The organism is Shewanella vesiculosa, assembly GCF_009994065.1.
GTDB lineage: Bacteria > Pseudomonadota > Gammaproteobacteria > Enterobacterales > Shewanellaceae > Shewanella > Shewanella vesiculosa.
Genome location: NZ_JAACSD010000017.1, coordinates 1 through 26,083 on the forward strand (window position 1 = coordinate 1; position 26,083 = coordinate 26,083).

General features: G+C 41.5%; 23 protein-coding genes and 1 pseudogene. 9 read left to right on the plus strand and 15 right to left on the minus strand.

The window, feature by feature from the left end:
• Nucleotides 1-423: 423 nt before the first annotated feature.
• From GW828_RS16340 to GW828_RS16370, 7 genes and pseudogenes are all read right to left on the minus strand, one after another.
• Complete coding sequence (locus tag GW828_RS16340; RefSeq protein ID WP_273059690.1) at nucleotides 424-711, minus strand: hypothetical protein; 288 nt, start codon at nucleotides 709-711, stop codon at nucleotides 424-426.
• Nucleotides 712-1,111: 400 nt separating this feature from the next.
• Nucleotides 1,112-1,504, minus strand: coding sequence for a hypothetical protein (locus tag GW828_RS16345; RefSeq protein WP_182723806.1), 393 nt, complete (start codon nucleotides 1,502-1,504; stop codon nucleotides 1,112-1,114).
• Nucleotides 1,505-1,674: 170 nt separating this feature from the next.
• A complete protein-coding gene (locus tag GW828_RS16350; RefSeq protein ID WP_273059692.1) occupies nucleotides 1,675-1,959 on the minus strand; it encodes a hypothetical protein in 285 nt (94 codons plus the stop codon).
• Between the two features lie 102 nt (nucleotides 1,960-2,061).
• Complete coding sequence (locus GW828_RS16355) at nucleotides 2,062-2,490, minus strand: DUF4844 domain-containing protein (protein WP_273059694.1); 429 nt, start codon at nucleotides 2,488-2,490, stop codon at nucleotides 2,062-2,064.
• A gap of 71 nt (nucleotides 2,491-2,561) precedes the next feature.
• Nucleotides 2,562-2,810, minus strand: a complete 249-nt coding sequence (locus tag GW828_RS16360) for a hypothetical protein (protein ID WP_273059696.1) — start codon at nucleotides 2,808-2,810, stop codon at nucleotides 2,562-2,564.
• Between the two features lie 520 nt (nucleotides 2,811-3,330).
• Nucleotides 3,331-3,636 (minus strand): annotated as a pseudogene (locus GW828_RS16365) (integrase arm-type DNA-binding domain-containing protein); the annotation flags it as partial.
• A 12-nt stretch (nucleotides 3,637-3,648) separates the two neighbouring features.
• Complete coding sequence (locus tag GW828_RS16370; RefSeq protein WP_273059698.1) at nucleotides 3,649-3,771, minus strand: hypothetical protein; 123 nt, start codon at nucleotides 3,769-3,771, stop codon at nucleotides 3,649-3,651.
• Between the two features lie 184 nt (nucleotides 3,772-3,955).
• Here GW828_RS16370 and sbcB point away from each other — a divergent pair, with 184 nt between their 5' ends.
• The 5 genes from sbcB (at nucleotide 3,956) to GW828_RS16395 (ending at nucleotide 10,718) form a co-directional block, all read left to right on the plus strand.
• Nucleotides 3,956-5,377, plus strand: a complete 1,422-nt coding sequence (gene sbcB / locus GW828_RS16375; protein ID WP_273059700.1) for an exodeoxyribonuclease I — start codon at nucleotides 3,956-3,958, stop codon at nucleotides 5,375-5,377.
• A 44-nt stretch (nucleotides 5,378-5,421) separates the two neighbouring features.
• Nucleotides 5,422-6,318, plus strand: coding sequence for a cytidine deaminase (gene cdd / locus GW828_RS16380; protein ID WP_124018439.1), 897 nt, complete (start codon nucleotides 5,422-5,424; stop codon nucleotides 6,316-6,318).
• 650 nt (nucleotides 6,319-6,968) lie between these two features.
• The gene (locus GW828_RS16385) at nucleotides 6,969-10,148 is read left to right on the plus strand and encodes an intermembrane phospholipid transport YdbH family protein (RefSeq protein WP_273059703.1); all 3,180 of its coding nucleotides are present in this window, start codon (nucleotides 6,969-6,971) and stop codon (nucleotides 10,146-10,148) included.
• Nucleotides 10,149-10,211: 63 nt separating this feature from the next.
• The gene (locus GW828_RS16390; RefSeq protein WP_124018445.1) at nucleotides 10,212-10,370 is read left to right on the plus strand and encodes a YnbE family lipoprotein; all 159 of its coding nucleotides are present in this window, start codon (nucleotides 10,212-10,214) and stop codon (nucleotides 10,368-10,370) included.
• Between the two features lie 15 nt (nucleotides 10,371-10,385).
• Nucleotides 10,386-10,718, plus strand: a complete 333-nt coding sequence (locus GW828_RS16395; protein ID WP_182698761.1) for a YdbL family probable chaperone protein — start codon at nucleotides 10,386-10,388, stop codon at nucleotides 10,716-10,718.
• A 51-nt stretch (nucleotides 10,719-10,769) separates the two neighbouring features.
• On the opposite strand, the gene GW828_RS16400 is transcribed toward GW828_RS16395, so the two are convergent.
• The 5 genes from GW828_RS16400 to GW828_RS16420 all read right to left on the minus strand — a co-directional run bounded on the left by GW828_RS16400 (nucleotide 10,770) and on the right by GW828_RS16420 (nucleotide 16,704).
• Nucleotides 10,770-11,159 (minus strand): hypothetical protein, encoded by a 390-nt coding sequence (locus GW828_RS16400; RefSeq protein ID WP_165870201.1) that lies wholly within the window; start codon nucleotides 11,157-11,159, stop codon nucleotides 10,770-10,772.
• A 53-nt stretch (nucleotides 11,160-11,212) separates the two neighbouring features.
• The gene (locus tag GW828_RS16405) at nucleotides 11,213-11,803 is read right to left on the minus strand and encodes a GNAT family N-acetyltransferase (protein WP_420542442.1); all 591 of its coding nucleotides are present in this window, start codon (nucleotides 11,801-11,803) and stop codon (nucleotides 11,213-11,215) included.
• A 174-nt stretch (nucleotides 11,804-11,977) separates the two neighbouring features.
• Complete coding sequence (locus GW828_RS16410) at nucleotides 11,978-12,601, minus strand: 2OG-Fe(II) oxygenase (protein WP_273059708.1); 624 nt, start codon at nucleotides 12,599-12,601, stop codon at nucleotides 11,978-11,980.
• A 228-nt stretch (nucleotides 12,602-12,829) separates the two neighbouring features.
• Complete coding sequence (locus GW828_RS16415) at nucleotides 12,830-14,569, minus strand: SulP family inorganic anion transporter (protein WP_124018443.1); 1,740 nt, start codon at nucleotides 14,567-14,569, stop codon at nucleotides 12,830-12,832.
• A 227-nt stretch (nucleotides 14,570-14,796) separates the two neighbouring features.
• Nucleotides 14,797-16,704 carry a choice-of-anchor I family protein gene (locus tag GW828_RS16420; RefSeq protein ID WP_273059710.1) on the minus strand — a complete coding sequence of 636 codons (1,908 nt, stop codon included), beginning with the start codon at nucleotides 16,702-16,704 and terminating at the stop codon, nucleotides 14,797-14,799.
• Nucleotides 16,705-17,009: 305 nt separating this feature from the next.
• Here GW828_RS16420 and GW828_RS16425 point away from each other — a divergent pair, with 305 nt between their 5' ends.
• From GW828_RS16425 to ilvN, 3 genes are all read left to right on the plus strand, one after another.
• Nucleotides 17,010-18,176 (plus strand): multidrug effflux MFS transporter, encoded by a 1,167-nt coding sequence (locus GW828_RS16425; protein WP_273059766.1) that lies wholly within the window; start codon nucleotides 17,010-17,012, stop codon nucleotides 18,174-18,176.
• A 788-nt stretch (nucleotides 18,177-18,964) separates the two neighbouring features.
• Nucleotides 18,965-20,683 carry an acetolactate synthase 3 large subunit gene (locus GW828_RS16430; protein ID WP_182698765.1) on the plus strand — a complete coding sequence of 573 codons (1,719 nt, stop codon included), beginning with the start codon at nucleotides 18,965-18,967 and terminating at the stop codon, nucleotides 20,681-20,683.
• Nucleotides 20,683-21,177 (plus strand): acetolactate synthase small subunit, encoded by a 495-nt coding sequence (ilvN, locus tag GW828_RS16435; RefSeq protein ID WP_182723813.1) that lies wholly within the window; start codon nucleotides 20,683-20,685, stop codon nucleotides 21,175-21,177. Before GW828_RS16430 ends, ilvN begins: the two co-directional genes overlap by 1 nt.
• Before the next feature lie 184 nt (nucleotides 21,178-21,361).
• Here ilvN and GW828_RS16440 read toward each other — a convergent pair whose 3' ends face one another.
• The 3 genes from GW828_RS16440 to pdsO form a co-directional block, all read right to left on the minus strand.
• A complete protein-coding gene (locus GW828_RS16440) occupies nucleotides 21,362-21,991 on the minus strand; it encodes a class GN sortase (RefSeq protein WP_273059713.1) in 630 nt (209 codons plus the stop codon).
• Between the two features lie 11 nt (nucleotides 21,992-22,002).
• Complete coding sequence (locus GW828_RS16445) at nucleotides 22,003-24,195, minus strand: marine proteobacterial sortase target protein (RefSeq protein ID WP_273059714.1); 2,193 nt, start codon at nucleotides 24,193-24,195, stop codon at nucleotides 22,003-22,005.
• A 186-nt stretch (nucleotides 24,196-24,381) separates the two neighbouring features.
• Nucleotides 24,382-25,143, minus strand: coding sequence for a sortase-associated OmpA-like protein PdsO (gene pdsO, locus GW828_RS16450; RefSeq protein WP_182741770.1), 762 nt, complete (start codon nucleotides 25,141-25,143; stop codon nucleotides 24,382-24,384).
• A 248-nt stretch (nucleotides 25,144-25,391) separates the two neighbouring features.
• Here pdsO and pdsR point away from each other — a divergent pair, with 248 nt between their 5' ends.
• Nucleotides 25,392-26,081, plus strand: coding sequence for a proteobacterial dedicated sortase system response regulator (gene pdsR / locus GW828_RS16455; protein ID WP_124018430.1), 690 nt, complete (start codon nucleotides 25,392-25,394; stop codon nucleotides 26,079-26,081).
• The last annotated feature ends 2 nt before the right edge of the window (nucleotides 26,082-26,083 follow it).

Here is a 26,083-nt window from a genome sequence, read left to right on the forward strand (position 1 = left end):
CTTCTCACCATCATCACTATGCCAAATGCTATTTAAGCTACATCGCCTGCACTTGATTTTATAAAGAATGACACCTTATTGGCGCGCATTAATAAATACAATCAACAAAGTCGTTTACACCCTAAATGAGCCTGAAACTAACTGTGCAAAAAGCACCTCTGACTTGAATAGTGCCATCTTAGGGTTAACCGATAAATGTCTAGTGCCCCTGAAATTTCAAAGGAGTGAAAAGAGTCAGGCAGCGATAAGATCGCCTTAAGAGAGCCTCTATACGTGTTTGCATGCTGTTGTTGCTAAAAGCACGATGATTTGACAGCTAAATGACAGACGAAGTAGATGAATTTGTTGATTGATTTTAATTTGACTGCAAAAGCAGTCAAATAAGTTAGGCTCGCCTATTGACTGGCGGGAGGCTCATATGTGTTATGTGTTTTTGATTGATGCATATTCTTTATGAAAGCTATTAACTTTATTTGCAATGACTGGAATTTTCTTAGCCAAGCTATCACCCCACTTGCTAATTAAAGTTGAGGCTTGAAGGTTTTCACTAAGGCCGCAGTTCTCTATTAAGTCTTGTGCCTTAGCCCTTAGAATATCGGCTTCCCAAATCAAAATTTCATGTTGGTCTGACTTAACATGATAATCCCTTGAAAGCTCATCAAGTTCGGATGCTAATATTTTACCTGCTTCAGCTAGATCTACTTTATTCATAGTCCGTACACATAACGTTTTAGTATTTGTGGGTTGCGCGCTTTGCATGGAACAAACCGCTTGTTGGACTTGGCCGATGCCGAGTTCAGGTTAATGGGTACAAGTTATGCTATAGGAATTTGCTTTTTTTGATGCTAGCTCTGGGCTGCAAAGCAATGTTGAATTGATTATGAGACTTGATTTGTATGTGTTCAATTGAAATTCCCTTGTCATTATAGTGCTCCATCACATTTTTTTAAGTCTAACTGATTCAATGAGGTTAATACACTCTATTGAGTCAGCATTTCGCTCCGCGCAGAGGCTTAGTTCAACGCCCTGCTAATAAGTGAACCGAGTGCTGGCGGGCGATTTGCTCAGCAAATGGCATGACAGCCTTGGTGAATCTGAATTTAGAGGTTTGTTATACGCAACTTTCGTGTTTAGGTCTAAAGTAGCTTTTTGAGGCTGGTAATAGCAAAAAAATCAGTGCAGATAAGGGGATGATATATATTCCCAATATCGGATAAACTCTAAATGCATCAAAGAGAGAAAGATCGTAAAAATACTGGTCATAAGCCTTCCAAAGCCAAAAAAGAGGGAATCCACCAGTCCCTATTAAACCAATAATCAAAGATTTTTCATCTCGCTTTTTCAAAGCAGAAGCCACCCAAAAAAAGGCTGCTCCAGAAATTAACTGTGAAACTGCAGTTGATGGCCTAGCCTCTACGACTAACATCATCCATGCAGCAAGAGTAATGCTGACTCCTGAACTCAAATAAAGCAACATTAAAGTCATTTTGGCGGAAAAAGGCATTTACAAACTCCTTGTGTATAACGTTTTAGTATTTGTGCGTTGCGCTGTTTGCATGGCACAAACCGCTTGTTGGACTTGGCCGATGTCGAGTCCAGGTTAATGGGTAAGCTTTATGCTATAGAAATTTGCTTTTTTTGATGCCAGCTCTCGGCTGTGGATCTATTTTGACTTTACTCATATTTCGACATCACCAACTTATACTTCGCCAGAGCCGTCTCTCGAATAGATTCTGGTAAATCATCAAATATTTCTGGTAAATCTTTTAAGCCCTGCCGCAGCCCGGAACTAACTTGAGATTTTGTGACTTGTTTCGATAGCAAATAATTATCCATCTGTTTAAAAGACACATCCCAAGCTCTCAACAAATCCCGCATAAGATCGTGTTCAACTGTTTTAAGTTCATAGGCTAGCTCATCGTAACACTGCCTGAGAATATCAAATTGTGTTCGCTTCATTAATTTGAGCCTAATACCTGCGAATACGCATAACGCTTTAAACAGCGGAAAACGCGAACGCTTTGGCGCAGCCAGTGAGTGGTTTTCCGATGATTTAACATGTTAGTGAGAATTAACTGGGTCAACCCCATACCTCCAAGTGTTTAATCTACCACCTGAACTTTCGATGCCGTAAATGTCCATTATTTCTTCCATATAAGTTAAGCCTCGGTCCATTTCTTCTGAGTCAAATTGCTTATAAAGCTCCGCGGCTTTTTCTAGGAGTCCCCAAAATTGATCTTTCGTAATACCTGTTTCAGGAATATCAATTAATGCCTTGATCAAGATATTTATTGCTTGTTCGCATGTTGCCCTAATTTCTTCTGAAGGCGCCCCAGGATAAAAAAGCTTTTCATCAGCAGTAAATTTCTTTTCAATTAACAACTTTTCAAGCTTCTGTAGACGCTCAACATTGTTATGAATCATTTTACTATTTCCTGCGATGGCAAAAAGACTAATTATGGATAAAAGCAAAATGCTGAATTTTTTCATGTTCTCACTAACGTTTTAGTATTTATGCGTTGCGCTGTTTGCAAGGCATAAGTCTGTATTTTTTAATATATTTAGTAAGTTATCTGCTTTACTGAGTCAAATGCATTGTGCACGATTTTTACTAATACTTTTTGTTGCTCAAAAGAAATGGCAATAGAATCATCGAAATCCCAGCATATACTATTGTCCTTGGCAAAAACTTTTACCGCTAACTCTTGGGGTAAGCCGTCGGCCCTTTTCAACTCATTTTGAATGATCTCTTCGATGATAGAAGTGTCAGAGGTGGATTCAATACAATACAATTCTGTGGCGTTACTCATAGTCATCCTTAACTAGTGAACTAGTATTACATTAATGTAACCAGTCTATTAAAAGTAGCAGCAAACTAAAGCTATGGACACAAAGATTTAGGCGATCAAAAGTTGCGGTTTAAGACGATCAAAAGTTGAGTGGAATTGTGCATCATCAAATGTAGGGTAAAACACTATTAATTCATTAGCTTAATAGGTTTATTTTTTAGGTGAAATTGAATAGCAGAGATCAAGTCTATAAAACAACAACGCAACCCCCTAAAATTTTCATATGTAGTGAAGCACTGCGCTTGTCCCCCCGCAGTGCACCGAGCCAGAAGGACCCATTTATTTTACCGCACTCTAAAATAGTTAGGACTCTTGAACCGACTGTTGAAGCAGAACCAATATCAGATACTCTTAATTGGAGCACATCAACGTTGGAGATCAACTGACGCCTAACAGACCAATTTAAAACTATTTTCAACTGTTTGAGAATTGCACCAGATGTTACCCTATTCTTCTTCGACTTTTGACCAAAGAAATCAATTCATTCACCTAGAGTAATATCTTCTACTAACCGGTCTTCAAACCAAGCAAACAGATGAACTTTAAAACATGACTCATATGTTGCTACAGTACCAGGCTTTAAAGAATTACTTTGCTTTAATAGGAATTGTTCATAACAGCACCTAACGGTTGATCTGCCTCTTCGGGTATTGCGTTGTTTCCAATACACTCTTGGATCTGTATCATTCGCTAATGAGTTTCTAAGTTCTGGTATCAATTTTCGAGCTTCAGCCAGTTTGACATCAGGGTATCGACCTAAGGTTAAACGCCCTGGCGACGAGCGAAATCGAAAGCGATACTACCAGGTAATGGTGCCAGCATGACTGATGCGCACACTTAAACCATCGCGGTCTGAAAGCTCAGATTTACCTGAATATGGTTTGCCGTTTATAGAGCGTAACAGTGAGTCAGATAAAGACATTTTTAGAGCCTGCGTACATATTTAGTATTGATATATAGAGTTTATGACACATTAAAAATATGTACACAGGCATGTACACAGATGCCCTAATAGCAAAGCAAATTCAATTAAATTGAATAAAGTGGTTTAAAATGGAATTAATCATGATTTACATGATGTTAAATAGAAAAATGAGTAAAAATAAATGAACATAAATCATGATAATCAACCATCCCTATTTTGGCACGATTACGAAACCTTTGGGGCGAATCCAAGTAAAGATCGACCATCACAATTTGCAGGTATTCGAACCGATCTAGAATTGAACATTATTGGTGAGCCTGAAACCTTTTATTGTAAACTTGCACCAGATTATTTACCTGCTGCCGAAGCCATACTCATTACAGGTATAACCCCGCAACTGGCTAACCTTAAAGGTATACCAGAAGCTGAGTTTATGAAACGTATCAATGGCTTATTTAGTCAACCAAACACCTGTGTTGTAGGCTACAACTCACTACGTTTTGATGATGAAGTCAGTCGTTATGGTTTTTATCGTAACTTTATCGACCCTTACGCACGCGAGTGGCAAAACGGTAATTCGAGATGGGACATTATTGATTTAGTTCGTGCTTGCTATGCATTTCGTCCCGACGGAATTAATTGGCCAATGAAAGAAGATGGCTCACCGAGTTTTAAGCTCGAACTTCTCACTCAAGCCAATGGCTTAAGTCATGAAAAAGCTCATGATGCTATGTCAGATGTTTATGCCACCATCGCTATGGCTAAATTAATCAAGCAAAAACAGCCTAAACTGTATGAATATTATTTTAACTTAAGACGTAAACAAGCGGTTGCGGATCATATTGATGTGCTAAAAATGCAGCCATTGGTTCATGTCAGTTCAAAAATTAGTGCGCTGCAAGGCTGTACCACATTGATTGCACCAGTGGCCTATCATCCAACGAATAAAAATGCAGTGATCTGCGTTAATTTGGCGATGGACATTTCTCCCTTGTTAGCCTTGTCGGCCCAAGAAATCAGCGATCGTATGTACACCTCGCGTCAAAATCTGGCTGAAAACGAGCTGCCGATACCACTTAAACAAATTCATCTGAACAAGTGCCCGTTTATCGGTTCACCAAAATTACTTGACGATGAGGTAACAGAAAAATTACAGTTTGATAAAGCATTTGCACGCGAGCAATATAAACGCCTGAAAAATCACCCAGAATTGCGTGAAAAACTGAACCAAGTCTTCGAACTTGAATCAGACCGTAAACCGATTACTGATCCTGATTTAATGCTCTATAGCGGTGGTTTTTTCAGCCATGCCGATAAAACGAAAATGGACATTATTTGCCATACAGCACCCCATAATTTAGCCGCATTAGCATTGCAGTTTGATGATCCTCGTATCAATGAAATGTTGTTTCGCTTTAGGGCCCGTAATTACCCAGAAACATTAAGCGACAGTGAAGCTCGTAAATGGCGAGATTTCTGTCAACAACGATTATCGAATGCTGATTATGTGATAAAACTCGAAAATCTGGTCGAAGAAACCAGCGAGAATGAACACAAACAAAAGCTATTAAAAGCCCTATACCAATATTTACAATCATTATAGTGAACTTTCACTTTACACAATTTATTTCATCTAAGGATAAGGGAATGCAAAATCGATTTTTAGAGAGCATTACTCAACTAGACAAGCCTTTGGCTACCGCACTTGTGCCAATACTTCATGAGCAATTTTGTGGTCATATTGATGCGATTCAATTTGCTGAGCTTGTAAAAGCAAGCGGCAAACCAGAACAACAAGTGCTAATGGATTTATTACCTATTGCAGCTGCACTGGCTAACCCTCCTATCAGCGAATTCTACGTAGGCGCTATCGCAAAAGGTGCCAGTGGCGACTTGTACATGGGCGCTAATTTAGAATTACCCGGAGAAGCGCTATTTCACAGCGTACACGCTGAACAAAGTGCAATCAGCCACGCTTGGCTGGCCGGTGAAACAGAAATTGTTGATATTATTGTCAACTTCAGCCCTTGTGGCCACTGTCGCCAATTTATGAATGAGCTAGTCAATGGCAGTAAGATTAGAATTCATTTGCCAGAGCAAGAAACTAAAACACTAGCACACTATTTGCCTTATGCGTTTGGCCCTGCTGACTTAGATGTCACCATGCCGCTATTAAGTAAACGTCAGCAAGAATTTAATTGTGATTCTGATGACCCAATGATCATCGAAGCCATTGATCAAATGGGCCTAAGTTATGCGCCATACACCAACAATAATGCCGCTGTAGTTCTTGAAACCAAGGATGGCGCCACTTTCTGTGGTCGCTATGCTGAAAGTGCAGCATTTAATCCATCAATGCAGCCTATGCAAATGGCGTTATCAAATCTGATCCGTAATAACCGCCAATATAGCGAGATTAAGCGTGCTGTATTAGTTGAATCATCGGTAGGGAAAATCACTTTAGTGGGTGCTGCAATGGATGCTCTACATGCCATAGCCCCAATTGAACTACAACACATGGTTGTTGAACCTTTGATAGGCTAAACGAAAAAGCTTGCCTTCTTAATCGGCAATAAAAAGGCGCTCATATGCGCCTTTTTTATTGAATTAAATACCACATGAAACTCAGATACAGTTGAACTTTTATGGTGAACATTTATTCGAGATAAACGGCTCAACACTTGATTGAGCAAATGCAGCACAAGCCTAAGAGACATCGTTAAAGAAACACCGTTTTTAGAGACACAGTCGCTAAATAACTCCACTCCTGATAAAAACGTCTTCTATCAAATAAGCAAGATTATTTAACCGCCGCTTGCGGCAGTATTTGTGGTTACTTACTCGTGCATTATCGCTCACACTCGATGCATCATGACACTTGGCAAACTCTGTCTGGCATCAAATTGTCACGACCTGCAGCTAAATACGTCTTAAAAGTTGAACTGCCCACAGATTAATAATGTGTTATATTTTAATAATCTACTGCTAATAACATGCTAAACTAATTCACTTTTTAATCGCTATACCGTTAAATAGCCTCTTTTTGGCAATAGCATTTATGAGCCAATTTATGTCGCTAAATGTCTTATAATCAACAAGGTGTCGCGATGAGTAATCACAGTCAAGGTCATGTAAAAATACATGACCAACAAACACATATGGCCTTAACCAAGCAAACGTAAAGTGAGTCACTATTGCGCATTTTGACCGTTAACAAAATCTTACTCTTTGTGCTGTTTTGTACAGTGGCCTTAGTGTGGATCATTTTCGAAAATGCCAAACCCATTACAGTCAAAATACTCAATAATTTACTCGCCGACAATCATATCGAAGTGCTTAACTTTGATGCCGAATATGTGTCGTTTAACCATATTTATATTCCTAGATTAGTATTGAAAGTGGAAGACAGTCATATCGCTATCCAAGAATTTAACCTTGAGCTGCGAGATAGCCTGCAAATTCTTAAAAATCAACAAATCAGTGCTGACGACATTATTAGTATCAAAACACACAGTGTTTATGTCGATTTAGGCGACAGTTTCTTTATTCGTCAGTCTCAACAAACAGAAGAATCGCCGGCGTCAATGCAGCTCAACTTGGCTAAATTACCCATGATTGAGTTAGGCGAGATTAACATTAAGCTGCCACTTCTGGATAAAGATGATCCACAGCACAATACGTTAAAAATGGACAAGCTCACATTAACCCCAGAAGGTCAGTTAAATACCTTGTGGCGCTTTAATGATTTTCCATTATTTAATCTTGATGCCACCTTAGATAAACAAGCGTGGCAATTTAATACGCTGGTTGATTTGGGCTTAAGTTATCAGGGGCTTGAGTCATTAGATCAATATTTACATTTATTAAATAGCAAGCAGTCACAACAAGCACAAGCTAATAATATGCTTAATGGCTTACAGCAACAGTTATCACAAATACTGCAACCCATCCGTCAGCAACAACTCACAGTGAAAGGCCAGTGGACAGCCCATAGTAAAGTTGACTTAATGAGCGGTGAAATCAGCAGCCAACAATCAATTGATGGACTATCCTTGCACTCTCCACTGTGGCCAAGTGTATATTTTGCGCCGCAGCAGCCAATTAAATTAATGCTAAATATGGGTAACTACCCAATATCAACAACCTTAACCGACAACAAAACCACTAACGCGTTCGCGATTAAACTCAACATAGCGCCCATTAACTATCAACTGTCACCAACAGAACAAGACAGAAATAAGCTGATTAGATTATTTGCCGGTGATCATGATAATCAAATAATACATGCTATTGATCAACTTACGCCTAAGTTCGCTTCTCAGCAGGCCCATATTGATGTGCACATGGACTCCCCTATCGAAGCGGTTATTCCCTTACAAAATGATATGTTACCGTTACAAATAACACTGCCGGACTTGAAGCTGAGCATTGAGGGATTACTACTGCAAAGTCAGCTAACCTTGGCCCATACAACATTGAATAGTCACCAACAATTTAGCAGTGATTTTGACTTGGATATGGCTTTATCATCGCATGCCGCCATAAACCAAACCGAACAACAGCAAGCAGTAACACTCGCCACTGACGACACTCGGATAACAGATCCCATAACTGGCACAAATCAAAAGGCGGCTTTACAAGCATCGCCTTCAGCTCCAAGTACTGTTGATATTAAAGCTTTATTTCCGCAAATTGCTTTAGATCAGCTGTTATTGTCAGAGGCTAAACTACATTTAGTCGGTAAAATATCGCAACAACAAGATCAACTCGCGCTATCGTTAGATTCAAGCTCTAGTTTTGCCATCAATCACAGTAGTATTTCACGCAGTGTAACCAGTGAGAATCAACAGCAAACTAAACAAACCAAAACAACGTCGGCGCAATGGGAGACATTTGGGCTTACGGTCAATGACACCTCGACTATAGTGCTCAAACCAGACACGACTCAAATTGATCTGGCCCCTTTCAAGATTCAAATTGGTCAGCTTATTGGCCAGCAAGCAACGCACGCAGGCAAAAACGCATTATCGACCATAGAGGGAGTGATTAATAAAGCTGAGGTGGCGTTTAACCAAAAGTTATCCCTTGGATTACATAGAGATGACTCTTTACAAACGTCATTAGACAAGTGGTTACAAACCCCAGCGACTAACGACATAGCATGGCGTGTCAATCAACTCGACATCACCAAACAGATCGGCAACAATCGCCGCCAACCTTTGCTTGCGCTAAACCAGTTAAATGTCATTCAACAACTTAACTTATCCAAAGGACTATTAATCGGTAATGAGCAATGGCAACTGGATACTCTTACCTTAAGCAGCTATCACTTGCTTAAATTTGCGGATAAGAAAAGCCCCTTATCACTAGCAGGACAATGGACATTCGATACCGACATTGAAACCGCACTAAATACATTGCAAAAAGTCCAACCCTTGCCGAATGACTTTACTATACAGGGCCACAGTAAACTCATTGCTGGATTTGCCTTAAGCGAAATAGACAATAGTAGTCAATTTGAGATGAAGATTGAACAGCAGTTATCGTCTTTATCTGGGCAATGGCAAGATAAAACATTTAACGGCGGTGAAGTTTTTGCTCAATGCCAATTTAACTGGCAACAAACTTACGATGCACCGAATACGGCCGCAGATGCAAAACACTTTGCTCACAGTAAGCTTGTCTGTCCACAAACGGCAATCAGTTTACAGCAAGCTAAAATCGGCTTATCGCTCACTAATTTAAATGTTAATGCCAATATTGAACTCAATAAAGATGGCAATAAACTGCCGACCAACTGGTTACAACAGGTTACCGGATTAAGTGAGACTAACATCAATCTTACCGCCAGTGGCGACATGCTGGATGGACGTTTTCTATTACCTGAATTTGTGCTTAAACTGCATGATAAATCTTATGGATACTTGTTATTACAAGGTCTTAGTTTAGATAAGTTTTTAGAAGAACAACCCCAAGTAGGAGTTAAAGCCAATGGCTTATTTGATGGCGTACTTCCAGCAGAATTAACAGATGGCAAAGTGACAATATCCGGTGGCAAACTTGCAGCGCGTAAGCCTGGAGGATTAATTGAAGTAGCCGGAAATCCTGCCATAGATCGACTAGAATTATCTCAACCCTATCTTGGATTGGTATTTACCGCACTTGAGCATCTTAACTACACTGAGTTGGCGAGCACATTTGACATGACGCCCAATGGAGATGCCGTGCTTAACTTGGGTGTTAAAGGTAACAGCCGCGGAATTGAGCGACCTGTCCACCTCAATTACACTCATCAAGAGAACCTGATTCAATTATACAAAAGCACCCAGATTGGCAATCAACTACAAAACAAGATTGAAACAAAAATCCAATAGCAGCATAAAAGGATCGTCTACGTGAAATATTCATCGCTATATTTAATCAGTATCAGCACCATAATGGCATCGTTATGCCTATCAGCTTGTACGCCAACAGTAAAAATAGAACCGCCCGATAAGCCTATCGTGATTAACTTAAATGTAAAAATTGAGCATGAAATTAAAATTAGAGTGGATAAAGAACTCAATAATTTACTCGAAAATGATGAGTTATTTTAAGCAGAGGTGATCAAGATGAAATCAACTTTCACTTTCGCTACAGCACTATGCTTAACCAGTTTATTATGGAGTGCGAGTGCGTGGTCAATGACATTGCAAGAGGCTAAAGCAGCAAGAATAGTGGGTGAGCAACCGAATGGTTATTTAGGGTTAATTATCGACACTCCTGAGGCAAAACAGCTAGTATTATCCGTTAATGCTAAACGGAAATACTATTATCAATCTATCGCCAAACGACATAGCGTGAGCATTGATGAAGTCGCGACACTCGCGGCGCAAAAAGCCATTGAAGCAGCAGAACCTGGGCATATGATCCAAACGCCCCAAGGGCAATGGCTAAAAAAATAACCACGATAGAAAACTATACGTGGTTATTTATATTCACTTAATATGACGCCATTACATGGTCGCCATAGTCCAATAATCTAAGCGTTTTTGTGGTTCAGTGACAATGGATTTACAAGAATCTTTGTACTTTGCCATCAGTCCACCTAAGTTATTCGAGCCAGCTAATTTATCGATTTGCTGTTGTTTAGCGGCAATCACATCTTTTTCAACTTGCGCAGGCGCGCGATACTTTCCCGCAATAGCAACCGCATCAACTGCGGACGTTTTTAAACGGTCTCCGACTGCTTTCATTTGTGGTGCATTCATCGCACCAATCGCTTCAGAGCTAATTTGATAATAAGCTGCACATTCGATTAACTCATCAGTAAATGCCTTTTCTGCAGCATCTTCTGCACGTGCGGTCATGCTGGCGCAAAGTGCCGATACAGTAAAAATCCACATAGCAGATTTATTCATGGTTCTTTCCCTTCATGTTTAGAAATTAGTCGGTAATGTTAAGATTGATAATGCGTTAAACGTGATGTTAAAAACGGTTCCACTAGAGGCCATTCGGTTTCAAGAATCGAAAACACGACCGTGTCACGAATAGTACCATCAGCTAGGATTTTATGATTGCGTAATATGCCATCTTGCTTGGCACCGAGTCGTTCAATCGCATTTCGTGAGGCAAGATTATGCCTGTGAGTTCTAAATTCAACCGCTATGGCGTCTAAGGTATTAAAAGCATAACGGAGTATTAATAACTTAGATTCGGTATTTATGGCCGTACGCTGATAGGATTTAGCATACCAAGTGTAGCCAACTTCAAGTCTGCGATTGGGTTGATCCCAATGACAAATTCTAGTGCTACCAACAATGTTACCAGACACTTTATCACGCACTGCAAATGCAACGGCTTCGCCTCGGTTTTCACAGGCTTGTGCAAACTCGACATACGCTTTCATTCCCGAAGCATCGGGGATGTTTGTGTACCATAAGGTCCACAATTCACCGTCGTTAGCAGCTAAAATTAAACTAGGAACATGGTCTAATGATAATGGTTCTAAAATAACATGCTCGCCAATTAAGCAATCTTGTCTATTAATCCAGCTCAAGTTAATGCTCCTGTTGTTGATAGGTTACATTACCTTAACTGCATATAGATATACAGCCAACGGCAACAATGTTTTTATTGATATTCTAAAAACATTGTTTTCTGTTGTGACTAAAAGATTATCTTAAAAAGGGCTTATCACAGCACCAGGCTGACAGCGATATGATTAAAAACCATGATTAGCGTGACTAACCCTAAACCATCCAGCAATACTGTTGCGAGTTTTCATTGTCGGTCTCACTTCATGAGGGAAACGTTCACTTAAAAACAGCACCAAGGTTCCAATTTTAGGATTAACCACTTCTAGAGGTAAATCAGATTCATCATAAATAATCAACTCACCACCGTCGTTTTCCTGCCAGTCAGAATTTAAGAAAAAGACTGTCGATAAAATGCGGTTTTGGCTGCCGTGCAGCGCATCGAGGTGTTTTTTATAAAATGCCCCCGGCTCATAAACTGCGTAATGACTTTCAAAGTCAAATAGCCCCATAAACAAACGACGATTAAGGCCATCTTTAAGTTGACTCATCATCGACAAATATTCACGGTCAATAGGGTCTTGATTGTCTAGCCAGCTAATTTTATCCGAACGAATATCAGGATTAATTTGTTGCTCAAGACCTCGACCAACGGCGGCTTGTTTAAAATCAATATCGCGCTGAGCTTGCACTTTTTCAAGCAAGGCCAGACTTACATAATCAGGAATGATATCTGATAAGAGGATATACCCTTTATCGACTAACGCATCTGCGATCACATCCAGCATTGCTTCACTTACTTGCGAAACCATACATGCCACATCCAACAGAAAGACTACGCTTTTTACTTTACTCAAGGGCCCGGGAAGGAAATTAAGGGCCTGATTTTCGAGGGGGCGTCATTACAAGGTATGATTGCCATACCTTGGTTATTTTTGGCGATTTTATATAATAAATACGCTCTGAACAACACTTATTAAAAGCATTTAAATTCATTAACTTAATCAAACCTAACACACATCAACAGCGAACCCTAATGGTTAAATTTGGCTATGTGACAGTATCACCTCTGTCGAACCATCCTGATCAGCATCATCTAAGCGTTGGGACTCATAAGCAGCAACATGACTTTGGTGCATCTTTAACGCGAGATATAAGTCTGAATGAATTGTAATGCCTTCTTCTCCAGACACCATATCGGTTTGTTCAAACCAACTAATTAATTGTCGTTTACGCCCTGCCAATACCAAACTCACTCCGCGTTTACGCAATAATGCATTGATGTCGGTCAACATGGCCATTACGCTCAAATCTAAATGGGTAAAACATGGCACCGCATCGATAATCACGCACTCAATGGTTTCTTGTTGATTCTGACGAGCAAATCGTTCAAGCAGACGTCGTTTAAAGTAGGTGGCATTAAAATAAGTCAGTGGAGAATTAAATCGATAAATGAACACACCTGGCACAGATGCGGCTTTATCACTGCTATCAACGCTACGAATAATCCCTTTGGCATCAAGCCCGAGCACTTGATCTGTTGGTCGCATGACCGTTCGTAAAAACTGAAATAATCCCAATAGCACCGCAAGGGTAATTCCGGGAATAACACCAATAAACAAAACAGCAAAGAAAGTCGTTAAGGCCAAATAAAATGCTTGGCGATCGCGTAAACGTAATCCCCACAGCGCTTTCAGATCGATAAGATGTATTGAGGCTATCACTAACACAACGCCCAATGCTGCACTGGGAATAAACTCTAACGGCGTGGTTAAAAACACCGCCACAATAGCGATCAATACCGCCGCAATCACGGACACTAATTGGGTTTTTCCGCCATTAGCATCATTTACAGCCGTACGAGAATCTGCGCCACTAACGGCAAAACCTTGCGAGAGAGCAGAAGCAATATTGGCCAAACCTAAGGCTTTAAACTCTTTATCGGCATCAATGTCATAACCATTTTTAGCAGCAAAGCTGCGGGCGGTAAGCATCATACTGACAAAGCTCACCATCGCTAAATTGAGTGCCGGCATGACTAACTCACGAGCGATACCGATATTAAACACTGGTGTTTGAAATGATGGCATTCCTCCTGCCACGCTTCCAATCACCGCAATATCATAGTCGGTTAAGTGGAAAAGCCACACTAAAGCGGCGCCAACAGCAATAGCAAACATTGATGCTGGCCAAGTTGGTTTAAAGCGTTTCATTGCAAAGTAGACAATTACGGTAAGGATGGCCATCAATAGCGTCGGAATATGGGTTTGCGACAAATAGCTTGGCGCACCACCTAAGCGTTCAAGTAAGTATTTTTCATCAAAGGTAAAACCGAATATTTTCGAAAATTGGCCGACAATAATGGTAATGGCGACACCATTGAGTAGTCCCATTAGAATAGGTTTTGATAAAAAGTCCGCTAATACACCTAATTTAAATCGACTGGCGATTAAACACCAAAAACCGGTCATCACAGTCATGGTCATCACTAATTGCCAATGTTTAAGGCTGTCGCCGGCCGCTAAAGGTGTCACTACCGCAGCAATAACCGCACAAGTTGCCGCATCGGGACCAACAATAAGTTGTCTTGAGGTGCCAAATAAAGCGTAGATGATCATAGGTAACACGCAAGAGTACAACCCCACCGCGGCATTCACTCCGGTTAATTGCGCATAAGCAATTGCCACAGGTAACGCAACCGCGGCAACAGACAAACCGGCGCGAACATCATCCTTGAGCCAGCTTCGCTCGTAACGAGAGAAGGTCTCTAAACCTGGCATAAAATCATACAAACGACTCAGTACCACAACAACCTCAATACTTATAATCTAGGTTGTTATCATAGTTTTATTTCAAATTAATTACGACATATTCACCTGCGATAAATAAACATATTTCAGGATAGGACATACGCAGCAAAAAAAGCCGAGCATATTATGCTCGGCTTGTTAGACACTCAAAATCGCAACACGCTCATTCGCTTTGGCGATAAAAAAGCATCAATGCATTACTGTAATTGCAGTTGATACACAGTTGTGGTGCCGCTAACTTCATTACCAATCAGTAACAATGGCAAGCCTGTCGGGCTATATTGGCTGGCAATAAACTTCATCCCTTCTGGGCCTAAATCACCTGCTAATGTCGCATCACCTTCAACCTCACCAGTATCGGTATCAATGACATAATCAGCATCAAAGTTACGATTGCTGACATAATCGACAAACGATACGGCAAATGGATTAGTAATATCGTAAATCATAAATCCAGAGGTACGCTCTAAACCAATAAAGGCATAAGTACGTGAGCCTATTTGGCCAAGAGCGAGTGCCTCTGGCTCTGGACCTTTATCGTCACTGCGGCTATCACCTTTGTTTTCATCGTTATTATTATTGAAGTTCATTGCCAATATCGCAGCCGTAATTCGTTCAAAATCACCAGCGCTGTCAAATACTTGCTGGCCATCAGTAGTCCAAATCGAAAATGAACGCCCGCCATAAGCAACAATTTTATCCATTAAGCCATCATTGTTGTCATCACCCATACTGGTGGTGACTTTTAAGCGCCCAAGCTGTGTTTTATCTTGCGCTGCGGCAAATTGTGGATGGTTTGGATCTAAGCTTAGATCTGCAGCACGAGCCTCTTCGGAAAAACCGGCGTAATCTCGTGAATCCCCCTCATTGGCGGTGACAATAAAATCAGTATTATTCCAGCGATAACTGGCTATCGTATCTGGCTGATACATACCATACACCCCAGCGTAAGCCTGTATATTTATGGCATCATCTTTATCACTGGCATCGATTTTATTGGCGTCTAAGCCAAAGTTTTTAAGCCCTAAAGCAATAATATTTTTTACCGCTGCCGCCTTGATATCAATCACTGCAATGGCGTTATTTTCTTGTAAACTGACGTAAGCAGTTTGGCTGTCTGGCGACACGGCAATATATTCAGGCTCTAAATCTTGCGCGACACTCGCTCCAGGGCCATTGATCTTAATCAATGGACTCAGTTCTGCATTACGTGAACCACCAACATTAAAATCATTGAAATCGATTAGGGTAGCCGTTGTGGCAGGCACACCATTAGTGATTGCAATTAACGCGATAGAACCTTCAGGGTCGATATCATAAGCACTATTTGGCTCACCTTCGTTGGCGACTAATAACATGCTACCGTCAGGACTGAACACGACATTGTCGGGTAATGCTCCAACGTCAACAAATGACAAGTACTGGGGTAACTCACTGTCTGATAAACGATAAAATGCAACAATGCCATTACCTTGGGTCGCATTACCTAAGGCGTCTGCTCGTTCAACGGCTGCGGCGAGTAAATTACCCGATACACTGACGCTGTTAACTGCGCCTAATAAAGTTAAGCCAGTATCGACACTGATATTTAAGTCCGTTTTTTTGCTGAGATTATTTAAACTGTAACCGGCTTCAGCGTAAACCGGCGCTTGAGTTAACATTGACAAATCAACCACATCAACTTTGCCGCTTTGAGCATTAACGACAAATGCGCTTTGGCTTGCCGGATGATAATCAACAATTTCTGCGGCACTAAGACCGTAAACACCCGATTGATAACGCCCCACTAAATCAGCGCTCAGAGTATTATGGGCTTGATTACAGATTATTTGTGTTTGCGCCGCATCAACTTCACTTGCTTCTAAAACACCATCACTATTGATGTCTACTCCGGTCTCAATTTGCTGGCCGCCGAATGGACATTGTGCATCGCCGACAGCAAGCGAGGTTAACGCAACCAGGGCTGACAACCCAACGTCTCCATTGGTGCCATCCATGCCCTGAGCCCCCGCCTGTCCATCGTCACCATTGCATGCCGTTAGCAACATAGTGGCCATGATTGAAGAAACCAGTAGTGCCGTTTTACCTTGAGGGAAGCGTTTCATAAACTAAAGTTCCGAATTAAGTTATGCAAAATAATGCCAACAACTTAGACAATCAAGGTGAAGTTTTAATGACAAAAATGTTGCATTTTTGTTCTATTTGAATTCACTCTATTGCCTTAATGTAAATGCTATTTAGCTAAATTATTCATTACAAATTCAGGCTCAGAAAATGCGCCATAGCGTGGTAAACTAACGAAAATTTTTCGCCATTTGCAGCAAAAACGCACAAAGCACATGAGGTTCCCGTGGTATCGCCATCAAAGTCCAACTCATCTCCAGTATCTGCGGGTATTCCCCACTTAGCGATGTTAATACCTATGCTTGCCGCGATTGTCGCCATCACTCCTTTAGCCATCGACATGTACTTACCAGCGATGTCTACATTGGCCTTAGGGTTTGATACCGACATCACGACAGTGCAACAATCGCTGAGTATTTATCTGGCGGGCTATGCATTAGGTATGCTGGTATTTGGTCCATTGGCCGATAAGATAGGCCGACGTCCACTGGTCATATTTGGCTTATTAGGCTTCACGATTATTAGCTTACTTATTGCATTAAGTACCAGTATTGAACAATTTTTGATATTGCGTTTTGCACAAGCTCTGATTGGTGCTGCTGCCACGGTTGTGGTGCCTGGCTACATTAAAGAGATTTATGGCGACAATACCGCCAAAGGCATGTCTTATGTCAGCCTTATTATGATGTTAGCGCCATTACTTGCACCTACTTTGGGCAGTTTGATAATGGAACTCGGCGATTGGCATCTTATCTTCTTAAGCCAAAGTTGTTATGCCATCACATTATTAGTCTTAGTATTATTTAAACTAAAAATGCCCAGCGATAAAGACCTAGGCAGTCGCAGTCAAAAGACCTTTTTAGGCGGCTACTACACAGTCTTTGCTCGCAATGGCGTCAAACTGAATTTATCCAGCGGTGTATTAACTTCATTTGCTTTCTTTTGTTACTTAACCGCTTCGCCTTTTATCTACATGGAAGTGTTTAATTTAGATAAATCGCTGTTTGCGATTTTATTTAGCACCAATGTGGGAGCCTTGATGCTCGCCAACATTGTCAACTCTAGAGTGGTTAGCCGATTCGGCTCCAAACGGATGTTGCATGTGTCAACATTCTTCGGAGTCATTGCCGCAACTGGCCTGCTAGCCGTTAATTTACTCGATTTAAGTTATCATTTTACCGTGTTAATGCTTATTCCTTTAATGGGCTCGCTAGGGGTGATGTCAGTCAATGCCGACGCCATTGTATTAATGAAATTCAAGCAAGAAACCGGTACTGCCACCGCAGTGATTGGTACGCTACGCTTTGGTTTTGGCGCAGTTGCGGGGCCACTGCTGGCGTATTTTTATGACGGTACCGCTGTGCCTTTTGCAGCCTTGATGCTTGGCGCTATTTTATTAGTCGGGCTATGTCAGTTTTTTCAAAGTACCTTATCGAAAAATAAGACCCTTTAATCAATAAAGTATTACCACAAATAAAGTCATCGATATCGGTGGCTTTATTCTTATGAGAGAGCCAAAACAGTCAACCCTCCCCTTCGCTTAACTCATTGATTAATACAGATCAGATCAAGGTACTAATCTGGCAACTTCCCAGTGACTCTCTGGCCTTGTTGTTTAGCACATATTCATCAATAAACAGCAAAGAAAATCGCAGCACTCATCCAGCTAGTAATAAAAACCACCCAATATATAGCCATCATTCAAGTGTGTAATCTTGATTCACCAATCCCTGGCTCAGCAGCGATTAAATGACTGCACCAAGCAAAATCGTTATGACCACGACAAAAGTAAAACAAATCAAACACGCTATTTCCCATATGAATTGAAACTCAGCTGAACTCGATCTTCATCTCCATACACTTGAGTAGCTTCCTGGAATGCCATATTCGACCGCTAATTAGGTTGCTAAGTCGCTAATATTTAGCAGTTAACTTCAGTATAAATAGTACAGCGCTTTATTGATAAACACCCACTGCTTTCAAGCCCCAAATAAAAATCATAAACATGAAACTATTTCAACAAACAAAAATAATTAACCAAAGGGGTTGCAGTAAAAATAAATTTACATAAGATGGAGGCAAGTTACTGCTTCAGTAACGATAAAACTAGCCATTGAATATTACGACAGCAATATTCAATCTTCGAGTTTGAATTATCCTTCAAGCTTATTGATAAAACGATTACCGTCGTTGTATACAAGATACTGTTTACCATACGGTAACTTAATAAGGATGTATTTCATGGAAAAGCTTTCTGGCGCGAGTATGATCGTGCGCTCATTAATTGATGAAGGTGTCAGCCATATCTTCGGTTACCCCGGCGGTTCGGTGTTAGACATTTACGATTCTCTGCACAAAATATCCGGTATCGAACACATCTTAGTACGTCATGAGCAAGCTGCCGTGCACATGGCTGATGGCTACGCACGCGCTACCGGAAAAGTCGGCGTGGTACTAGTGACCTCAGGCCCTGGTGCAACCAACGCAATTACCGGGATTGCCACCGCGTACATGGATTCAATTCCGCTAGTAGTGCTGTCTGGTCAAGTACCGAGTAATTTGATTGGTAATGATGCCTTCCAAGAATGTGACATGATTGGTATTTCACGTCCTATCGTAAAACACAGCTTTTTAATAACCGACGCTAAAGACATTCCTGAAACAGTCAAAAAAGCCTTCTTTATTGCAGCAACAGGTCGCCCAGGCCCAGTGGTAATTGACTTGCCAAAAGACTGCTTAAGCCCAGATATACTGCATGATTATATTTATCCAGACAGCGTAAAAATGCGCTCATACAATCCAACAACTGTTGGTCATAAAGGCCAAATCCGTCGCGGCTTGCAAGCTTTATTAGCGGCTAAAAAACCTGTGTTATATGTCGGTGGTGGCGCGATAATTTCGGGTTGTGACGCACAAATTCTGGCGCTTGCAGAGCGCTTAAACATCCCAGTGGTCAGTACCCTAATGGGCTTAGGTGCATTTCCTGGCACGCACAAACAAAGTTTAGGCATGTTGGGGATGCATGGTTTATATGAAGCCAACATGGCAATGCATAATACCGATTTAATCTTTGGTATTGGGGTCCGTTTTGACGACCGCACCACCAACAATGTTGAAAAATATTGCCCTAACGCAACCATTTTGCACATCGATATTGATCCATCATCTATTTCTAAAACGGTTCGGGTCGATATTCCGATTGTGGGTTCTGCCGATAATATTCTAGACGCTATGTTAGATTTACTCGATGAAACGAACGACACCAATGATGCGACCGCTATGGCTGCTTGGTGGAGCGATATTGAAATTTGGCGCTCACGCCAAAGTTTAGAATTTGATCGCACCAGCGACAGAATCAAACCACAGCAAGTGATTGAAACCTTGTACAAACTGACTAATGGCGATGCTTATGTGGCGTCAGATGTCGGCCAACATCAAATGTTTGCCGCCTTGTATTACCCTTTTGATAAACCTCGCCGTTGGATTAACTCGGGTGGATTAGGCACTATGGGCTTTGGTTTGCCTGCGGCAATGGGCGTTAAAATGGCGTTTCCTGAGGAAACGGTAGTATGCGTCACAGGTGATGGTTCTATCCAAATGAATATTCAGGAGCTTTCTACCGCACTGCAATATGACACTCCGGTGAAAATTATTAACTTAAACAACCGCTTTCTTGGCATGGTAAAACAATGGCAAGACATGATTTATTCCGGTCGTCATTCGCAATCCTATATGGACTCTGTACCTAATTTCGCCAAAATTGCCGAAGCTTATGGCCATGTCGGTATGAACATCAATCACCCTGATGAATTAGAATCAAAACTAGCTGAAGCATTGGCAATGAAAGATAAATTAGTCTTTGTTGATATCAGTGTCGACGAGACTGAACACGTATACCCAATGCTCATTCGTGGCGGTGCAATGAACGAAATGTGGCTAACCAAGACGGAGAAAAGCTAATGCGTCGTATTATTTCTGTATTACTTGAAAACCAACCAGGCGCATTATCACGAGTGGTAGGTTTATTTTCTCAGCGCGGTTACAACATTGAAAGCTTAACTGTAGCGCCAACTGAAGATACAACCTTGTCACGTTTAAATATTACCGTGATTGCAGATGCCAATATTCTCGAGCAAATTGAAAAGCAATTGCACAAGCTTATTGATATTTTGAAAGTGGCTAACATTACTGAGTCACCCCACATTGAACGTGAAATTGCCTTAGTAAAAGTGAAAGCTCAAGGCGATCAACGCGAAGAAGTCAAACGCACTGCAGATATTTTTCGTGGTCAAATTGTTGATGTAACTTCCAATATCTATACCGTGCAGATGGTTGGCACCAGCGATAAAATTGATGCATTTATCCACGCGCTCACCGACATGACCAAGGTGATTGAAATATCACGTTCTGGTGTAGTAGGTTTAGCCCGTGGTGAAAAATCCATGAGAGCCTAACCGCAGCTTGTCTGAAATGAAAAGCAGAGTCACTAATAATATATAGTGGACTCTGCTTTTTTTTGGGGGGATAAAGCTTTATCCCCCAAAAGCTTACTGACTCAAGTGTAGATTTAACACTCATCACTATTGCATAAGGGTCAAGCTTGCCAACCTTCACCATAAGCTTATAGACGGTAATAGCTTAGCTATATAACGGTTGCGCATCGATAGGTTTAGCTTCAACAATATAACGATATTCGGCATTACCAGAGAGTTGATCAAACGGATAACAGGTGATCAAGGTTAAGTGTTTTTCTGCCGTAGGAGCAAGCACCTTCATGTCAGTTTCATGCACCACTTCGGTGGCCGTTATTTGATATAACACTCGCTCCCCCTCGGTACTATATAGCTCGATGATGTCGCCCAATTTTACATATTGTAAACGCATAAAGTGACTGTCACGATGACCCGCTATAATGGTATTCCCCTGCTCCCCTAACCCAGCACCGCCTAGCATCAAACCCGGGCCAAAAGCCAAATTACGCCCAGAGGCCCCAGCGAGCACATACAGATCGCTACCTAAGGGCTGAAAACCATCGGTTTGCTGTTGCAATACGCGCATTTTCGCCACGGGATGAGTGTCGGCCCACGACCAAGGTTTATGTGGTTGGTTATCCACCAAGGTTTGCTCAAAGGCACGCTCAATCAAAAATTGCGCAAAATGGGCTTTAGCTTGCATATAACCTCCCTGTATTAATAGTCCGCATCCCAGCACGCTCATCAGCACAATCACAATCCAGTGTTTGGTCGGTGATATAGTTCGCTGCATCATTTAGCTCCCGTTTAATCATCTGATTCAATCACTAACACCTGCCCTGGTAAACGTTGTCTTAACCATAAATAGTGCAGTAAGCCCAAGCCTAATAAGCTAAAACCGATTAATAACCATAAGCGACTGGCGGTTCCCGTTTGCGGCAGCACTTGCGACGATGGTGCCGCTTGCAAACCATGTGGCAGATGATTCTGTAATTGCACGTCAATAGGGCTATCAATTAATGGATTTACCGGTGTCACGTCTACTGCAACTAAACTGGTTTGGCTGGTCACTAGGTGATACAGGATGCCTAACGCTTCCACTTGTTTATCAACACGTTGACGATTACTACTGTCTTTATACAATTCGAGTGAGGTGATTTGCGCATTCGCCCACAATAGATCAATGCCTTTTGCTGCTTGATTATCATCAAAATCAAGCTGTTGTTGCCAATACTGACCATTGATATTACCTGAGACAATAATCGGTTGCTGCTGGTGTGATGCCGATTTAATGCTGACCCAAAGTGGTTCGTTTTGGTACAAGTCGCTAATGGTTGTTGGCCAGTAATCCGGTACGCTGCCATCAAGGTAATACAAACCAATATTAGTAAGCACTGGTTGCTCAATTTTATGTAACAACTGCTCAATTTTTTGCTGCACTTCAGCCTCATCACCAATATAGGTAAATGTGCCACGGCCCATAGTGGCGGCTCGGCGCATAAAGTCTGAATTAGGTGCAGAGCCAATGCCAACAGTAAATAATCGACTGTCACCTAATTGATTACTAATCAATTGGTACAGTTCATGTTCATTACCCACTGCACCATCTGTCATAAAAATAACCTGACGCAACATGGACTCGTTATGCTTAGCAGTTTGATCGTTTTGTGGTGCTTGGACACTGTCCACCAGCGCGGTTTGTAAAGCACCGCGCATTTCGGTGCCACCATTAGCGTCTAATGATTGAATAAACCGATTTGCTCGATTGATATTACGACTATTGGCAGGCAATGGTGCTGCCGACAACATACTGACGTCACTGTTAAATTCAATGATATTAAAACTGTCGATATCACGCAGCCCAGCAAGGGCAAATTGTAATGCTTGTTTGGCTTGAATAATCGATTGACCAGACATAGACCCAGAGGTGTCGATAACTAAAATAAGTTCTCTGGCGATAAGATGTTGCTCACTCACCTCGACACTGGGCGGCATTAACATCACTAACGAGTACAAATTATTATCTACGGGATTGGCTTGTCTTTGCTCCGCCCCTGCAACATTTTTCGCATCAGTAAAGTCATTACTATTATCTGTCACATGGGTTTTGCCAGTTTGATAAAATGTCGCCGCTTGCGGTAATGCGCCAACATTTGCTTGCCATTGCAGCACAAAATCACGGTCGGCAATTTGTTTACCTGCAAAGCTCACATTGTAATAATGGCCATGACTTGACTGTTTAATTGGATGATACAGACTGTTTAGCGAGTTCAACTCAAACCCTGCATCTATGTTTACTTGCATATTAACCATCAGTTGAGAATGGGCTTGAACTATAGGCTTCACCTCATTATGGCTAGACGGCATGGTTTGCTGTTGCGGCTCGCTATTATGATCCCCTTGCGGGTTATAACGCGGCGTAATCGCTAATGGAAAACGTAAACTAAACATCCCATCGCGGTATTCAACCTGTTGCTGGTAACTGATCTCAACAATTAACTGCTCATTCGGAGCAAGATTAGCCACATCTGATGAAAATAAGTTACGACGCTGTTGCTGTAATAAACTGGCTTGTTTACCTTGTTTTTTAGCGGTCTCAAACGTCTGTAATGCTTGCTTCTTAGGTTGGATTTTACCCGCTATAATCTTGTCACCTATGCGTAACTGCATGCTATCAACGGCGGCATTTTCGGGTAGCGGAAAGACATATCGCCCGTTAACCCATTGATCTGAATCATTGATAAACACTTGCTTAACCGTGACACGATTAAGCAAACCCGACACATCCATGCTCACTTGTGTATCCAGCGCTAAGGCTTGTATAACTTGGTTTTGGGTAGAATAGACTAAGGTTCCTTGGCTGATATCATTATCTTGATATCCAGACGGTGAGGCAAATGCCCTGGTAACACAGGCATAAATGACAAATAACAAACCGAAACACAGTAATTTATAGACATGCTTTACAGAAAAATGTGGCATCAAAAAAAACGGGCGCATATGTAGCTCCTTACCCTTAGATACCCAAACAACCTGCTCATATTGACTTCAGGAGGCTTGGGTATAAGCGCCAACATCATTGTTTGCGCCGACATGAGTAATCATTAAAACAAAAAGAAAAATCGACTTAGTGACATTGTTTGGCACTGCGTTTTGCAAACCGATATGCAAAACCGTGCTCGGTGTTTAGTTGGCCGCGAGTTCAGCACCCGGCGCCATTAACTTGAGCGTTACTCGACGATCAAAAAAGTCATTTTCAAAATTTTGTTCTTGATGCATTGGCGATGTCGCGCCATAAGCTTGTCCATGCAAACGATCGCGTGCTATTCCTTGTATCACTAAGTATTGCGTCACTTCAGCCAAGCGCTGTTCAGACAAGGCTTGGTTAAAATCATTATCACCACGGCGATCGGCATAACCGGTTAGATCAATGGTTAATTCAGGTGATAGGTTCATCATATAAGCCACATTATCTAGCTGTTGTTCAAATAGCGGTTCAATATGGCTCGATCCGGTTTTAAACTGCACGTTCATACCTATGGTGAGCTCATTAAGCGTCTGCAATTGGTTGGCTTGTTGTTCGGTTAAATTAGACTGTAATTGATAATACTTTTCAGACACTTGCTCCAAGGATTGCTGCTTGGCATTCAGAGCCATTAATTGCTCATTGGTTTGAGCCAATTGCTGTTCTTGATCTACCAGTTGCTGTTTCTGCACGGTAAGCTCAGCATCATCACCAACCGACTTACCAATAAAAGTACCGGTAAATGCACCAATAATGGCCCCAACAGGCCCACCAATCACAGCACCAAGTAAAATCCCAGAGCTCAAACCCACTAGCTCTTCGGTATGTTCGCGTTCATCGGTAGTATCAGTGTCGTTAGCCCAGCTGACATTTGATACCATCATGGTAGTGATCATCGTTGCGGCAATAAGTTGCTTTTTCATAAAGAATCCCTTTTAGCGGTTGTTTAAAAAACGTTCGTTATCATCAATGCATCATTTAATGCGTTGCGGATTAACGCTATGTCGCTATTAAACACCTCATAGATGGCTTTATTGGGGAGCAAAAATGGCAATGTGGCGATCAAATGTGGCAACAATATGGCAATTGCCGTAGACGGCTTTTTTGGTTGATAAAATCCTGTATAGTCAGCACTGTATCTATTTATCAGCTCATTAATTGAAATCATCCCATGAAACGAATTGCCATTGTTGAAGACGAAGCCGCTATCCGCGAAAACTATAAAGATGTCCTGCAACAGCAAGGATATAGCGTGCAAGCTTATGCAAACCGCCCCGCAGCTATGCTCGCCTTTAATGGTCGTTTACCTGACCTAGCCATTATTGATATAGGTTTGGAACATGAAATTGATGGTGGTTTTACCCTATGCCAGTCACTTCGGGCGATGTCGAGTAGCTTACCGATTATCTTTTTAACTGCCAGAGACAGCGACTTTGATACCGTTTGTGGCCTACGTTTGGGTGCTGACGACTACTTAACCAAAGATGTCAGTTTTCCTCATTTATTGGCGCGTATTGCAGCACTGTTTCGCCGTTCAGAACTCATAGGCTCAAGCCCCATTGAAGACAACTTACTCGAGCGCGGTCACCTCACCATTGATGGCAACCGTATTCAGGTTTATTGGAAATCGCTGCCAATAGAGCTGACGGTGACCGAATTTTGGATGGTACACGCCATGGCAAAACATCCAGGTCATGTGCGCAGTCGCCAAGATTTAATGCAAGAAGCCAAAATTTACGTTGACGACAGTACTATCACCTCACATGTAAAACGCATTCGTAAAAAGTTTATCGCTATCGACTCCGAGTTTGACTGTATCGATACCGTGTATGGTATGGGTTATCGCTGGGACAATATTTAACC